The following is a 15,379-nucleotide window of genomic DNA, read 5'->3' on the forward strand; positions in this document are numbered from 1 at the left end:
AGGAAGGGATAGGGGGCGAACATGAGAGGCTTGCTTTGCTGACTTGCTCTAGAACCGCGAGATTGGCAGCCCCTACCCCTTCCGCTCGGAACTGATGGGAATGGAAATTCAAGATTTCTCGCCTTCGGCTCGAAATGACAGTTGTAGTATCGGCTCGAAATGACAGTTGTTGATCTCGCCTGCGGCACGAAAGGACAGGCGTATCGCCGGCTCTTCAAGCCCCCACCCCCACTCCCCTCCCCCACTTTGGGAGAGGGGAGACCAGCAAGTTCATTGGCGGTTTCCTTTGATAAGCTGTCTTTTGAAAAACTGGCAAGATAGCCCCCTTTCTCCCGAATCGGGGGAAAGGAAGGGATAGGGGGCGAACATGAGAGGCTTGCTTTGCTGACTTGCTCTAGAACCGCGAGATTGGCAGCCCCTACCCCTTCCGCTCGGAACTGATGGGAATGGAAACCCAAGATTTCTCGCCTTCGGCTCGAAATGACAGTTGTAGTATCGGCTCGAAATGACAGTTGTTGATCTCGCCTGCGGCACGAAAGGACAGGCGTATCGCCAGTTCTTCAAGCCCCCACCCCCCACTCCCCTCCCCCACTTTGGGAGAGGGGAGACCAGTAAGCTTACTCGCGGTTTCCTTTGGTAGACTTTTCTTTGAAAAATTAGCAAGATAGCCCCCTTTCTCCCGAATCGGGGGAAAGGAAGGGATAGGGGGCGAACATGAGAGGCTTGCTGTACAAACTATCTCTAGAACCGAAGCAATTGGCAGTCTCTGCAGCCCCACTCCCTTCCCCTCGGAACTGCTGGGTATTGAAATTCAAGATTTCTCGCCTTCGGCTCGAAATGACAGTTGTGTATCTCGGAATGACAGGTGTTTATCTCGAAATGACGAGCGTATCATCGGCACTTCAAAGCACATTCCTACCCGCCTGCAAGCAGGAGCTAGACGGTGAAGGCGCGAATTTATTAATGAGGAAACAGCTATGCCAGATTACGATGCGATAGTGATCGGTGCGGGAGCGGCAGGTGGCATCGTGGCCTGTCTGCTGGCCGAGGCCGGTAAACAGGTGCTGCTGCTGGAGCGAGGGCCTAACCTTGCCACAGAACAGATCGGGCGCGACCACCTGCGCAACCAACGGCTTTCGCAATACGGCCATAACGCCGGGCCCGACGGCGATGGCCACCCGCGGGTAGCGACAGGGCTGTTTGGAGAACGCTACTTGGTTCGACCCTATGAGGGAGGCTATCAAAACAATGCGGCCTGCGTGGGCGGGGGAACGCGCGTTTACGGCGCCCAAGCGTGGCGCTTTATGGAGGAGGATTTTCGCATGGCCAGCCTCTACGGCGTGCCCGAAGGCAGCTCGCTGGCCGACTGGCCTCTCTCCTACAGCGACCTGGAACCTTACTACGAGCGCGCCGAATGGGAGTTGGGCGTCTGTGGCGATTCGGGAACTCTGGCCCCTCCGGTGCCACGCCGAAAAAGCTACCCCATGCCGCCGATGCCGCTTACCCGTTCCGGCCAGGTTTTGGCGCGTGGGGCGCAAGCCCTAGGGTGGAAAACCTGCATCCCGCCGCTGCTCATCAACAGCGTGCCCTACAACGGAAGGCCGGCCTGCGTGCAGTGCCAACACTGCGTTGGGTTCGGCTGTCCCTCCGATTCAAAAAACGGCACGCACAACACCCTCCTGCCTCGCGCCTTGGCCACCGGCCTTTGCACCCTAAAAACCCACGCCGTGGCCGAACGCATCGAGACAGACGGACGCGGCAACGTGACGGGCGTCTCTTACATCCTGGAGGAGAACGGGCGGCTGGAGCGCCACACGGCCACCGCCAAGCGCGTTGTGGTATCGGCCGGCGCCATTGAGTCGGCCCGGCTGCTTCTGCTCTCCGCCTCGCCTCACCACCCAAACGGCCTCGGCAACCGCTACGACCTGGTAGGGCGTAATCTGCAAGGGCACTACTATCCGGGAGCGCTGGGGCTTATGGAGGAGCCGGTCTACGACGGCATCGGCCCCGGGGTGTGCATCGCCACCTGCCAATTTAACCATCATAACCCCGGCATCATCGGAGGCGGCATGTTGGCCAACGAGTTCATTAAGCTGCCCATCATCTTTTGGAAAAGCGCCCTGCCACCCGACCTCCCTCGCCGCGGGCTGGAGAACAAGCGCTGGATGCGAGAGAACTATCGGCGCACCCTCCACGTGATGGGCCCTGTGCATGAGATCCCGAACCCCAACTGTCGGGTGACTCTCGACCCCGATGTGCGCGACCGTTATGGCCTGCCGGTAGCGCGCCTTGAGGGAGTTGCCCATACCGAAACGGTGCGCACCGCCCATTACATGTGGGGACGCGCTAAAGAGTGGCTGCTGGCCAGCGGGGCCATAAAGGTGTGGGGCGACCCACCGGGCTATCATCTCAGCGCCGGCCAACACCAGGCCGGCACCTGTCGCATGGGGCACGACCCGAAAACCTCCGTTACCGACCCGTGGGGGCGCGTGCATGATTTCGATAATCTCTTCATCATAGATGCCTCGCTGCATGTCACCAATGGTGGCTTCAACCCCGTGCTCACCATTATGGCCTTAGCCTATCGCTGCGGAGAGTACCTTGTGAGGAGCTTTTAAACCATGCCCGATACCCAAGCGCTATCGCTTATTCGCGAGCTGGTCGCCCTTCCCGGCCCTCCGGGGCAAGAAGAGCATGTGCGCCAGTTCTTAACAGAGCGTCTTGCCCGCTTCGGCTATCATCCCCAAACCGACTCCAAGGGCAACCTGGTGGTAAAACTGCCCGGCGATCCGCAGAGGCCCTCGGTGGTGGTTACCGCCCACATGGACGAGATCGCGCTGATGGTAACTCGCATTGAGGAGGATGGCACTCTAAAGGTGGCGCCGTGCGGGGGCATCTATCCGTGGAAATGGGGCGAGGTTCCCATTCAGGTGCTAACGCCTCAAGGGCCACTGCCGACGATTCTCTCTTTCGGATCGGTACATACCGAACACGAGGCCAGCCCTGCCCACCAAGCGCGCAAAGGCCCCTTAGAGTGGGAGAAGGTCTGCCTCTTTACCGGCCTTTCCCCCTCCGAGCTAGAGGCACTGGGCGTGCGGCCGGGGCTACGCGCCGTTTTAGCCCCCTCGTGTCGCGTGGTCACGGAGTTCGGAAACCACATCGCCGCCTATTTTTTGGACGACCGTGCCGACCTCGCCGTGTGGCTTTTGGCTTTGGAAGCGCTTGCGCAGCAGCCCTTACCGCAATCCGGCCCGCTCACGTTTTTGGCCACCACCTCGGAGGAGGTGGGCGGAGAAGGCGCGCGCTTTTATCTTCAACGCCAGCCTACAGACATCTGCATTGCGCTTGAGATCGGCCCCAAAACGCCAGAGGCCAACTTTCCCATCAACGCCCAGCCAACCCTCTGGGTTCGGGATAGCTATGCCGCCATGGAGGCCGTGGATGGCCAACTGCTCGCAGCCTGTTGCCAAACCCTGGGGCAGCAGCCCCATTGGCAGTATCTGTCACGCGGCGGCAGCGATGCCTCCTGCTGCGCAGCCAACGGCCTTGTGGCGCGGCCGGTGACGCTGGGTTTGCCTGTGGAAAACTCGCATGGCTACGAGATCATGCATCGCCATGCCCCCGATGAACTGCTGCGGCTGCTTCTGGCCTATCTTCGCGCTGTTGGAGAGGACTAGGTTCTTTGGTGACGCCCTACCCCCGGCTCTGAAGGCCAATGCCTTTCCCCTCAGAACCGGTGGGAATGGAAATTCAAGATTTCTCGCCTTCGGCTCGAAATGACAGTTGTAGTATCGGCTCGAAATGACAGTTGTTTATCTCGAAATGACAGGCGTCTATCTCATGAGAAATGACAGTCGTGTTGCCGGCTCTTCAAGCCCCGACGCCCTCCCCCTCCCCCAATTTGGGAGAGGGGAGATGAGCAAAAGGGGCACGGTCACCGTGCCCCTACAGGCGGTTTCCTGTGATAACCTTCCCTTCGGAAACTAACCATCATAGCCCCCTTTCTCCCGAATCGGGGGAAAGGTCGGGATAGGGGGCGAACAAGGCAGGCTTGCTTGGTTAACTGCCTCTAGAACCGTGAGATTGTCAGCCTCACTCCTATCCCTCAGAACTGCTGGGAAGTGAAACTTAAGATTTCTCGCCTTCGGCTCGAAATGACAGTTGTATCATCAGCACTCCAAGCCCCCACCCCCCCGCCCCTCCCCCTATCAGGGAGAGGGGAGACCAATAAGCTTACTAGCGGTTTCCTGTGATAACCTTTCCTTCGGAAACTCAACACAACCGCCCCCTTTCTCCCTAATAGGGGGAAAGGTCGGGATAGGGGGCGAACAAGGGAGGCTTGCGTTGTTAACTGGCTCTAGAACCGTGAAGCCGGCAGTCTCTGCAGCCCTACTCCCACGCAACGAATGACCACCTACGTGCTGGTGGTTCATGAACCTAGCAGAAAACGACGCCAGAAGGGTGCCGTCGGTTTTTGGGTTCCACCGAGGTTCTCGTCCCCTAGAGCCGACTCTGGAGATGTTTGCGGAGGGGATGTATAAAAGCGCTGAATCTCCTCAAGGCCGACGCCCTTCCCCTCAAGGCCGACACCCTTTCCCTCCGCACTCTCCCCCTCACAGGGCACCACAGCGCGGACAGAAAGCACAAACACCGTGATGTTGTCGCGCCCCCCACGGGCATTGGCCAGCTCAACAAGCTGGCGGGTGGCCTCGGAGGGCGCATGGCTCCCTATAATCGCCGCGATCTCCGAGTCCTCCACATGGCCGGTGAGACCGTCGGAACAGAGCAGCCAAATATCTCCCTCTTGCACGCTCTCTTCATAGAAATCGGGCAGGACGTTTGGGGTTGCGCCAATGGAGCGTGTAATGACATTGCGGAAAGGAGACAGTTCGGCCTCTTCGCGGGTGAGCACGCCCGCCCGCACCTGTTCCTCTACCCAGGAATGGTCTACCGTTACCTGCCGCAGCTGTCCCTGACGCAGCAGATAGGCACGGCTATCGCCCACCTGCACAATAAAAACGCTATCTTCAATGAAAACGGCCGCTACCAGGGTGCTGCCCATGCCGTTGCGTTCGGGAATGGCCTGGGCTAAGGCGTAGATGTAGTTGTTCGCCTCCAAAATGGCCTCGCGCATGGCCGTACGCGGATCGTCTGCCGGATGGTCATAGTAGGCCGAAAGCAGGCGCTTGAGGGTAAGCTCACTTGCGATTTGGCCGGCCAAAGCGCCCCCCATGCCATCGGCGACCGCGTAGAGGCAACCACGCTGTGCAAGAATGGCCGGCTCTTCCGGCTCGTAAAAATCGAACTTATCCTCGTTGTTCTCGCGCACCTGCCCCATATCGGTGCGGGCCGCAAACTTGATGAGGGGAAGACAACGCGGCGTTCGCGGCCCGTAAGAACGCCAACCTCGCACCAGAACCTCGCGCTCTAATTTCGCCGTAGGCTCTTGGCCTGCCGGTGATGCAGAGTAGGGCTTATCCATCGGTAACGGTTTTTACCTCTCCAGAATAGAACGATAATCTCTCATTTTTTCAGCCGGTTATCTACTTTCTTCAGCGGCGTCGCCCGCTTCTTCAATGCCGATGCCCTTCCCCTCGTTGGGTTGCGCTTCCTGCGGCTCCGGCGTATCCTCTGCAGCCTCTGCGGGTTGAGACGGCTCGGCCCACTCAAAACGATAACTTGTCTGCCCGATCTTCACCTCATCCCCATTCTCTAAAAGCTGCGGTTGATTGGGCATCAGTCGTGTTCCGTTGACAAAGGTGCCGTTGGTGCTGCCAACATCGGTAAGCCACGCCTCTCCGTTTTCGACTCGTATCTCTGCGTGTGAGCCGGAAACGTAGGCGTCGCCGGTAACGACCAACTCGTTCGTTGGGCGCCGCCCGATGCGCGAAACCCCGGCGGGCACAGGCAACTCATTGCCCGGCCCCTCCAGCTTTCTGAGCCAGGCCACGGGCGGGGCAGCCTCTGCCGGCTGGGCCGCAGGGGCAAGCAGCGTGGCCTCGGAGGAGGGGGATGTTATGGCCACCGTCTTTTCGGCCCCCTCAAGGCCGACGCCCTGCCCCTCGCCTCCACGCACTTCGAGCCGAAGCTGCACATTGCCGAAACGCAGCAGCGTGCCGCCGGTTGCGGCGACCGGCTGGTTGGGGCTGAGGCGTAAATCGCCCACTTTGGTGCCGTTGGTGCTGCCGAGATCTTCCACAAACACCTGCCCATTCTCCACGCGAATGCGCGCATGGGTTCGCGATACCGTGGCATCTAAAAGCAACACATCGGTTCCCTGCCGCCCCACCGTGTTCTCTCCAACACGCAAACGATGGCGGCGCCCCGTCTCAAGCTCCACAAGCTCGGCAGGGGGTGTCTCTTCCGGCGCCACCTCTAGGCTTTCCGAGACGGTCGCCGATAACAGAAAGCCGCATTCGCAGCAATAGTTCTCCAGTACGGGGGTGGTGGTGTGGCACACGGGGCAAACGGTTGTAGCGCCCATCTGTGTGCGTAGGGGGTCGGCCTGCGGTGTGGCCAACAGCGTTTTCTCCGGCCCGGCCGGAGAAGTCATCATGCGGGTAGGTTCATCGCTCATGGTTTGGTGTCCTCCTTACCGTTTGCCCTGTTCGATATCCACAATGGTGCCCATAAGGGTTTTCTCCACATCGCCACTGCCTTGCTGAAGCGACTGCATGGCCGCATCCAGCTGCTGGGCCTTCTCTATTTGGCCTGTTTGCATCAGGATGGTGCGGGTGCGTTGCAGTTCGGAAAGGGCGCCCATGGCCGTAAGCTGCTGCGTGCGCATTCCCATAATGGTGCGTTGGAGATTCTGGGAGGCCTGTGCTATTTCGATCTCATTGCGCACAATGGGGTTCACGCCCTGTGCCAAGAGCGCAGCATCTTTGGTGAATTCAAAAACGCAGTCGGCGCTCGCCTGTCCCGGCCGGTTCGCAAGGAGGTCATCGTAGGTGACCACGGCCTTCGCCACGCGGAAAACCCCGGCCGGATGACGTTCGAACTCCAGCTCTGCCAACACCGTGCGCGAGGTGCCTCGCTCGATGTCGGGCACGGTTACCTCGATGGTGCGCGGGCCGAAGGAGGGCTGTAGCCCATAGACTTGGCGGACATGAACCCATCGCGACAGCTGGAGGCGCACCTGAACGTTGCGGGCTACCACCGACATCACCGTCTCCAGCTCGCGCCGAAACACCTCGGGAATGAGGTCGGGACGCTGAATGTAGTAGTAGTTGCCTCCACTTCGTTTGGCGATACCTGCCAAAAGCTCCTCATTGTACTCCGGCCCGAAACCCAGCGCCGTAACGGTAATGCCCTTGGCACGCTGTTCCGCAACCTGCTGCACAATGGTGCTGTAGTCTTTAATTCCCACCGTCGGGTCGCCATCGGTTAGCAGCAGCACGCGCGTAACATAGCCCTGTGTTTGGGGCAGTACCGAAGCGATCTGCATAAAGGCGGCGACTAACCCATCATACAGGTTGGTGGTATTGCCAGGCTCGATGCGATGGATATGCTCCTTAATAAGCGCCTTATTCACCACGCGCCGAGCCGGCATCAGCACATCTACATGCTCCTCAAAGGTGACGATGGAGAGAATATCGTTCGGCTCGAGCATGTCTACCACATAGTCGCACGCCATTTTCACATACTCTAACGGAGGCCCCTCCATGCTACCGGAGCGGTCAATGCAGAGACACACGTTGATGGGGGCCCGCCGTCCCAGCTGTTGCCCCGTGGCCTTCAACACCACGAGGGCGTGCTCGCGGGAGATGTCGCCGGCAAGGGCATAGCGATTGCCCGGCATGCACTCCACTTCAAGGGTTTGGAGCGCGGTTCCCATCTGTGTTTGCGCCATGCCCATTTGGGTGGGCATGGTGCCCATCTGCGTGGGTGATGCGCCTATGATCTGTGTGCGATCTTCCATGTTCCTGCCTCTTTTCCCACGGCTCTAAGAGCCGGTGCAACGTGTTTTCGGTGTCACTCTTTCTCTACTCGAAGCGAAAACGACTCGAGCCAAACTGCACGGTGTCTCCAGGGTGCAGCACCTGACTGCTAATGCGCACCCCATTGACGAATGTGCCGTTGGAGGAGTTATTATCTCTTACCATCCAAACTCCGTTCATATAGCTCAACTCGGCATGAGTACGCGAAACGGTGGGGTCGTTGGAGATCACAATATCTCTATCGGCCTCACGTCCTATGGTGATATTGGGCTTCTCGAGCGGGATGATCTGCCCGACGAGAGGCCCCTCTATGCCCACCAGGCGGCCCACTGCGGTTCCGACTCCTGCCATCGGAGCTGCGACGCCGGTGCTGCCGCCGTACGCTATGCCTCCCAACGGGTCCGATACAGGCATGGGGGTTGAGGGCGCCACCGTACACCGACAATTGCCGGCGGCATCTTTAGGCGCGCCACAGTAGGGGCATAGATGAGAGGGCATGGGCGAGAGCGGATTGCCGGCAGCGCTGCGCGGCGTCTCCACTCCTATCGGGCGCACTTTGGAGGCAGTGGCGCGTTCTCGGAAGAGGATGCGATGCATTCCAATCTGAATCATGTCCCCGTCGCGCAACACCACTTTGCCGCCCGGCGGCACCGGCTGCCCGTTCACCAGCGTGCCTGGGGGAGTGCCGGCATCCACCAACACGTGCCGATTGTCCTCTTTACAGATGGCAGCATGCTGAATGCCCACACTTGGGTCGCCGTAAAGGGGGATATCGCACCGTTCGTCGCGTCCCAAAATGTTTATCGGTTTGTCTAAAGAGAAGTCGCGCCCTTCGTTACGGCCTACCAGCACGCGCACCCAGGCCTCTTTCAAAAGCTCCTCCACAATGCCCACCAAAAGGCCGGTGCAGGTAGCGATGGCCGTGAAGCCAATGATTCGGCTTAGCCCGCCCGCTTCGTAGCAAGCGCCCGATTTAAGAGGGGCTTCGAGGGGCGCTGCCGTTACGGCCACCAGGTCGAAGACGAAGCCGCCGATAAACCCGCCCAGAAAGCCTCCCAACGCTCCACGCCCAATCCGCTTTAGGTGCATGGTGGCCATGCCGGCACCGGTGCCGATGCCTGCACCAAGCAGCGACCACCCAAACGCGCGAGCGATGACCTCATGGAGGAAGCCGGCTAGGCCCGCGTGGGAGTTCATGTTGGCCGAGCCGCCGAGCAGGTTGTAGAGCTTATTGCCAAACATCATGCCGATGTAGCCCAACAGGAAACCGCCTATCAGCCCCACAACCACGCCGCGCAAGAGTTTACGGGAATTGCCTTCCACAACGCCATCGGCGGTTCCCAGCAGCATGCCCGGAAGCCCGCCCACGCAAAAGGCCAACAGCCTTTCCTGCCCCGGAGTGGGAGGAACCGGCAAGCAGTCGCCAAATATCGTGCGCATCACCTGATAGTGAACGAGGGCCTCTTGAAGAAGCGCTCCGGCCAAACCGCCAACCAAACCGGCAACCGTACAGACGATGATACGTGAACGCATGGCATGTATCCCTATATCTCGAAACGAAAGCGAGTCATCCCCACCTGAACCTCATCGCCTGGGCGTAGCGGATGGGGGGTTTGCGGAGGAATGCGCACCCCATTAACAAACGTTCCGTTGGAGGAGCCGTTATCCACGATGACAAACTGCCCACCCTGGGCTTGAATGCTGGCATGACGTCGCGATACGTTGCTATCCTGCGAAAGCACCACCGTGTTGGAAGGGTCACGGCCGATGTCCACCTGCGCGCCTTGCAGCTCGAACATCTGCCCCGCGTAGACCCCGATGGTGCCCACCAAGCGCGGACCACCTCCAACGCCGATAGGAGAGCCTACCATACCGGCCGGCCCGGCGAAGGGGTCGGCAGTTCCTTCGGTAATAGGTGGAAGAGGGGGTTGCTCCGGCTTTTTAAAGGGCTGTACGTCCGGCTGAGACTGGGCTTCGGGGATGTGCATCCCGATTCCCTCAAAAAAGCGACGCAGGTGGCCCTGCTTATACGCCCAAACAACCCCATAGCCTATCCCTCCAATAACGGCAAGCCCGATGAGAGTAGAAATAAGGTCGCTCAGCGGGTTCGACGCGGGTGGCGCCGGGGGTGTGGGGGTAACGCCCGGAGGAGGGGTTGTTGGGGCCGACGGGGCAGCAGGAGCGGCAGGCAAGGGAACGCTGTGAGCGTCCGGCCAAGTGACGGTGATCGTTGGCCAATGATAGCCCTCTGCCGGCGGGTTGGTTGGCAGCGTTTGGGTTTGGCTGATGGGAGGGTCGTCGTCGTTTTTTACCGTAACGGTAAGGGCCACCCCCATAGGCACATTTGTGAATTGAGCAACCCCTTTATCGGCAGCCTTCAGGAGCCAGCTCGCCTTGTATTTTCCATCGGAGCTGGTAAGGGTAACGACCGCATCGGTAAGGCCGCCTTTACCCTCCACTTGAACCGGCACCATCACCGTTTGCACAAGGGTAAAATCGGCGTCCGTGAGGGCGGTAACTCCATTGGTTTTGACCGGCAGATGAGCCACTTTACCCGTGGTGCGATTGATGACCTCCAAAATGGCATTCTTGGGCAAGTTTGCGGGCAAGGTAACGGCCACAACCTGGTTGGCGTCGGTGGGGGTTGGCAGGGGCACCGGCGCTGTGGGAGCGCCATGAGGGACGAGAAAGCGATAGAGCAGGTCTCCACTCACTTGCCGTTGAATCTGTAGGGTAGGCTGTGCGGAGGCTGCCGGTTTAGACACCGAGGAGGCGGGAGCGGTAGGCTTTTGGGCGTAGGCCACAAGGCAGCAAAACAGCAAACTCCCTAGCACCGTCACGGTTGCACGAGAACAAACCTTCGTACTTCCCCTCCGTTCTGCTCTTCTCAACCTATCCTCCTGCCTGCATAATAGATGAGGGAGGTCTGGGCTAAAAACCACTTCGACGCCTCCTAGAAAGATTCCGCGACACACGGACTTGGTTCCACAAGGAGCTTGTTAAGCGCCATGGGCAGATGTTGGATGATATCCCCTGCCGTTAGCGCCGCCTCTCCCAGTGTCCGGCAAGCGAGGTCTCCTGCCAGTCCATGCAGATAGGCGGCCAGCGCCACCGCCTCGGCGAGAACGTCCATTCTAACTCCTATATCGGTTTTATTGCGTTCTTGCGCAAGGGCTTGAGCTAATATACCCCCTAAAATGCCCGTTAGGCTATCGCCACTCCCTCCTGTAGCCATACCAGGGTTCCCCGTAGTATTTACGAACAGCGTGCCATCAGGGGTAGCAACGAGTGTATAGCGCCCTTTTAGCAACGCGATCGCGTGAAAACGAGAGGCCAGCAACTTTACCGCTCCTACACGGTCGGACTCTATCTCCGACGTTGTTGTTCCTAAAAGTCGAGCCGCCTCTCCTGGATGCGGGGTAAGAATGAGGGGGGCCTCTTCGGGGCGTTCACGCAAGCACTCGGGGTTTTGAGAGAGGGCGTTTAACCCATCGGCATCGAGCACAATGGGTTTGTGAAGCACGCCGAGCAGATGTTGCACCAAAGCGACGGTTTGGGAGTGTGTGGTAAGGCCGGGGCCAATGCAGAAGAGAGTGGCTTTCTGCGCGAAGCGAAGGATGTCGGGCAGCGCCTCTTCCGTAAGAGCGCCCTCCGCATCGGCAAGCGGCAGCGTCATCTGCTCGTCGAGCTTAGCAGCCAGAACCGACTGAATGCAGCGCGGTGCCAGCACCGTTACCAGCCCGGCCCCGGCCCGCTGGGCCGCCCTTGCCACCAGTGCCGGCGCCCCCACCATGCCTTGAGAGCCGGCGATCACGCCCACATGTCCGAAGTGGCCCTTGTTGGCGTTGGGGTGTCGGGGGCCGCATAGGGTGGCGGCCAGGGAGGAGGCTTTAGGTGAAAAGAGTTTACCGAGGTAGGGCAGATCGAGCGTGTCCCAGCAGAAACCGATGTCGCTTACATGAAGTTGCCCCACGTAGTCGGCGGCAGGGAAAAGGAAAAGCCCTATTTTGGGGCAGGCCAAGGTAACGGTGTGGGTTGCGCGCACGGCCTCTGCCGGCACGGCGCCCGTGTCCGAGTCGATGCCGGAGGGGATATCCACCGCATAGATGGGGCAGCGAAGCCGGTTCATGGCGATGATGGCCCCCCGAATCGGTTCGCGAGGGGCGCCTTTACTTCCGGTACCCAACAGGGCATCTACCGCCAGTGCGGTATGGGGATCGAGGGTCAGCTGTTGAGGGTCGGCACCAACCACCACGGGCAGGCCCATGCGACGCAGCACCTGAAGGTGCGTGGCGGCATCCGCTTTCAGGCTCTCTTCTTTGCCGAAGAAGTAGACGGTGGGTCGTGCCCCCAAAAGCGCCAGCCGCCGCGCCACCACAAAGCCGTCGCCGCCGTTATTGCCTCCCCCACAAAACAGCGCAACAGGGGCGCCTGCTAAGGCTCCATACGTTTGCGCGATGACCCTGGCAACAGCGGCCCCGGCGTTCTCCATAAGCACGTTGCCGGGAAGGCCCACCTGCTCGATAACGTGGCGGTCGTATTCGCGCATCTGCTGGGAGGTCAAAACGCGCATCGTACGAACGAGTTATCCCCTCTCCACGTCTACCACGCAGTTGTTTTCCCAGCTTTGAATGGCCGCCTCGATGATCTCTTGCACGGCCAAACCGTCCTCACCGCTCGCCTCGATCTGATCACGGGGGACGCCCGCGTTCACCTGCTCTATCCAGCGCCCTATGCGCCTATCGAAGGTCTGGTCGAACCCCGTCATTCCGCCCATGATGCTGTTACGAATAACCGTTAGTTCGGGGCTACGACGGGGATAGAACGTCAGTTCCTCGTAAAGATTTTCCAAAACGAAGCGCCCCTCCGTGCCCATCACCTCACATCGCTCCAGGTTATGGGCGGGGTTGGCATCGTAAGAGCCGGTAAGATGTCCCACCACATCGTTCTCGAACAGCAGATTCACCTGAACGTTTGACCAACAGACCCGCTTGCCGCCCGGCCCATCGGGCTTGGGTGCGCGATTGAAGAAGGCGTGGACTTTTTTCACCGGCCCGCAGTAGTAGCGCATAATATCAAGCGAGTGAGGGTGAAGTGCCCGAATGTGGAACCACGGCGAGCTTTCATTGGGGTTGTCGATCCACATGGTCATATTCATGAGGAGGAGGTGCCCCAATTTTCCGCTCTGTACCCACTCTTTGGCCTTGGCTGCCGGCGGTGTGAATCGGTGATTCAGATTAATACCGAAGTAGAGTCCTTTTTTACGTGCCGTCTCCACCATTTCCCGTGCATGATGGATGTTGTTGCTAATGGGCTTTTCGCAGAGCACATGGAGGCCGGCCTCGAAACACTGCATGGTCGGCTCGTAGTGATGCCCTCCGTTCTCCGGGCCGGCGGTGCAGACCGATACGGCCTGCAGCTTGTCGCCCACATCCGCCAGCATCTCTTGAACGCTGTGCCAGCTCTTCACGCCATCGCGGGCAGCAAGTCGATCGGCCCGAGCGGCATCTATATCGCAGTAGCCCAACAGCTCGGCATCGGGGTGACGCAGATAGACCTGCCCGTGCCGAGAGCCAATGCCTCCGGCCCCAATAACGGCCACTTTCAACGCCATAACATTGCTCCTTATAGGTAAATACCTTTCTGTTAGAACTCTACACCGTTTGAGGGCACGATTCCTTCTTTGTTTTCGTTTTAGGGGCAGGCCTTGTGCCTGCCCCTACCAATTACGGGGTGATTCCTCACCATGCCACGCGCAGCACCGTCGGCCTTGAGGGCGAGGGTAGCAGCGCCCCATGTCCCCTCGAAGCGAAGCGGTCTTCGCATTTCATTCGCACCGAGGGGAAGGGCGTAGGCCTTGAAGAGCCGATGACACGACTGTCCTTCCGAGCCGGAGACGAGATGAACAGCTGTCATCTCGAACCGCAGGCACCTGTCCTTTCGTGCCGAAGGTAAGATGAACACCTGTCATTTCGAGCCGAAGGCGAGAAATCTTGAATTTCAATACCCAGCAGTTCCGAGGGGAAGGGAGTGGGGCTGCAGAGACTGCCAATTGCTTCGGTTCTAGAGATAGTTTGTACAGCAAGTCTGTCTTGCTCGCCCCCTATCCCTTCCTTTCCCCCTATTAGGGAGAAAGGGGGCTATCTTGATAATTTTTCAAAGAAAAGCCTACCAAAGGAAACCGCGAGTAAGCTTATTGGTCTCCCCTCTCCCTAAGAGGGGGAGGGGAGTGGGGGTGGGGGCCTTGCGGGAAAAGGCTCAGCTCGCAGCACTGTCGCTCTTGAGGTGACCATCGTTAGGTGCCCCTGTTGCCAATTAGCGGGTGGGAAGCGAATAGCCTACTGCACCAAAAGGGAAGGTTGCCGGAAACGTGGCATGCACGCCATGCCCACGGAAAGACGGTTCTGTGGTCTCTCACAGGGGCGAGACTTGAATGATGCCATCAACAATGCGTGCCACTTCGGGGCGCCGGCTTGCTGTTGCCGCGCGGGTATCCTCTTCGGGAGCGCGGGCAATTTGGCCGGCAATGCGGAGCTGTTGGGGGCGCATGTTGCCCGCAACAATGCGCGCCTCCTCGTTGCCATAACAGCCGGCATGGGCCAAACCACGCAACGTTCCTAAAACCACAATATCCCCACCGGCAATAACCTCCGCACCAGGGTTCACATCGCCGGCGACGATGAGGTGCGCATGGTGCGTGAGTCTCTGCCCGGAGCGCACCGTTCCCGCATAGTAAAGCGCGTTGTTGCCTGTGGCATCCTCGTTCGCCTCGGCGCTGAGGGGTGCGCCCGGAGCGATAAGATAGACGCCGAGGGCTAGCCGACGGGCGGCCTCTTGGGTGTGCATATCGGTGCTGACAACGGCCACAACCAACACCCCGTAGCGATCGCGTAAAAGCGCCACCAAATCGTGCAGCGGCTCGTAACTCACTTGGCGCACGCCAAACTCGATGGTTATCTGCACTCCCCGCACCGACATGGAGGGCTTGGCCTCCTCAAGCCGTGCTTCGATCTGGGCAAGTGCCTCTTCCCACTCCAAGTCGGCAGGCACCGTAAGCAGAAACTCCTGCAGCAAACCGTTATGCCACGGCTGCAGCGTTACCATAGATACTCCTTTTGGTACAGAGTTTTCTACTATTATTCGCCATCACTTTCCAATATCCTGCTTAGTCGTCGAAGTCTCTCTCACAGCACGTATGTCCTAACAATATGCAGCGTTTATTAGTTGTTTCCGAATATCAACTTGATTATGCAGATACAATTTTGCTCTCTTATCTCCTAAAAGCTAATTTACACCGTAAACGCTTAGGGAAACGGTTCGTGGTCTTTTAGGCCAATTGCACAGGCAGCAGAAACGCGTTACAAGCGTCAGAACTTCCCTTTTGACCAGCCGCTGTAAAGTGCCCAGCCTATCCAACCGTGCTCGCCAGGTTTCAGGCG

The 15,379-nt window shown here is 59.1% G+C and carries 10 protein-coding genes; 2 read left to right on the plus strand and 8 right to left on the minus strand.

Annotated features, from left to right (window positions below; all coding sequences use genetic code 11):
• The first annotated feature begins 977 nt into the window (after positions 1 to 977).
• Complete coding sequence (locus VKV18_RS14040; RefSeq protein ID WP_324204811.1) at positions 978 to 2,618, plus strand: GMC family oxidoreductase; 1,641 nt, start codon at positions 978 to 980, stop codon at positions 2,616 to 2,618.
• Between the two features lie 3 nt (positions 2,619 to 2,621).
• Positions 2,622 to 3,677 (plus strand): M42 family metallopeptidase, encoded by a 1,056-nt coding sequence (locus VKV18_RS14045; protein ID WP_324204812.1) that lies wholly within the window; start codon positions 2,622 to 2,624, stop codon positions 3,675 to 3,677.
• 752 nt (positions 3,678 to 4,429) lie between these two features.
• On the opposite strand, the gene VKV18_RS14050 is transcribed toward VKV18_RS14045, so the two are convergent.
• The 8 genes from VKV18_RS14050 to minC form a co-directional block, all read right to left on the minus strand.
• Positions 4,430 to 5,482, minus strand: coding sequence for a Stp1/IreP family PP2C-type Ser/Thr phosphatase (locus VKV18_RS14050; protein WP_324204813.1), 1,053 nt, complete (start codon positions 5,480 to 5,482; stop codon positions 4,430 to 4,432).
• Between the two features lie 57 nt (positions 5,483 to 5,539).
• On the minus strand, positions 5,540 to 6,577 hold the full coding sequence (locus VKV18_RS14055) for an FHA domain-containing protein (protein ID WP_324204814.1): 1,038 nt from the start codon (positions 6,575 to 6,577) through the stop codon (positions 5,540 to 5,542).
• 15 nt (positions 6,578 to 6,592) lie between these two features.
• Positions 6,593 to 7,921, minus strand: a complete 1,329-nt coding sequence (locus VKV18_RS14060) for a vWA domain-containing protein (RefSeq protein WP_324204815.1) — start codon at positions 7,919 to 7,921, stop codon at positions 6,593 to 6,595.
• Between the two features lie 64 nt (positions 7,922 to 7,985).
• Positions 7,986 to 9,473: an FHA domain-containing protein gene (locus tag VKV18_RS14065; protein WP_324204816.1), complete on the minus strand. Its 1,488-nt coding sequence runs from the start codon at positions 9,471 to 9,473 to the stop codon at positions 7,986 to 7,988.
• Between the two features lie 11 nt (positions 9,474 to 9,484).
• On the minus strand, positions 9,485 to 10,831 hold the full coding sequence (locus VKV18_RS14070; protein WP_324204817.1) for an FHA domain-containing protein: 1,347 nt from the start codon (positions 10,829 to 10,831) through the stop codon (positions 9,485 to 9,487).
• Between the two features lie 62 nt (positions 10,832 to 10,893).
• Positions 10,894 to 12,513, minus strand: a complete 1,620-nt coding sequence (locus VKV18_RS14075; RefSeq protein WP_324204818.1) for an NAD(P)H-hydrate dehydratase — start codon at positions 12,511 to 12,513, stop codon at positions 10,894 to 10,896.
• Positions 12,514 to 12,525: 12 nt separating this feature from the next.
• Positions 12,526 to 13,554, minus strand: a complete 1,029-nt coding sequence (locus VKV18_RS14080; protein ID WP_324204819.1) for a Gfo/Idh/MocA family oxidoreductase — start codon at positions 13,552 to 13,554, stop codon at positions 12,526 to 12,528.
• Between the two features lie 800 nt (positions 13,555 to 14,354).
• The gene (gene minC / locus VKV18_RS14085; RefSeq protein ID WP_324204820.1) at positions 14,355 to 15,044 is read right to left on the minus strand and encodes a septum site-determining protein MinC; all 690 of its coding nucleotides are present in this window, start codon (positions 15,042 to 15,044) and stop codon (positions 14,355 to 14,357) included.
• Positions 15,045 to 15,379 lie beyond the last annotated feature (335 nt).

It is taken from the genome of Chthonomonas sp. (assembly GCF_035294505.1).
Lineage (GTDB): Bacteria > Armatimonadota > Chthonomonadetes > Chthonomonadales > Chthonomonadaceae > Chthonomonas.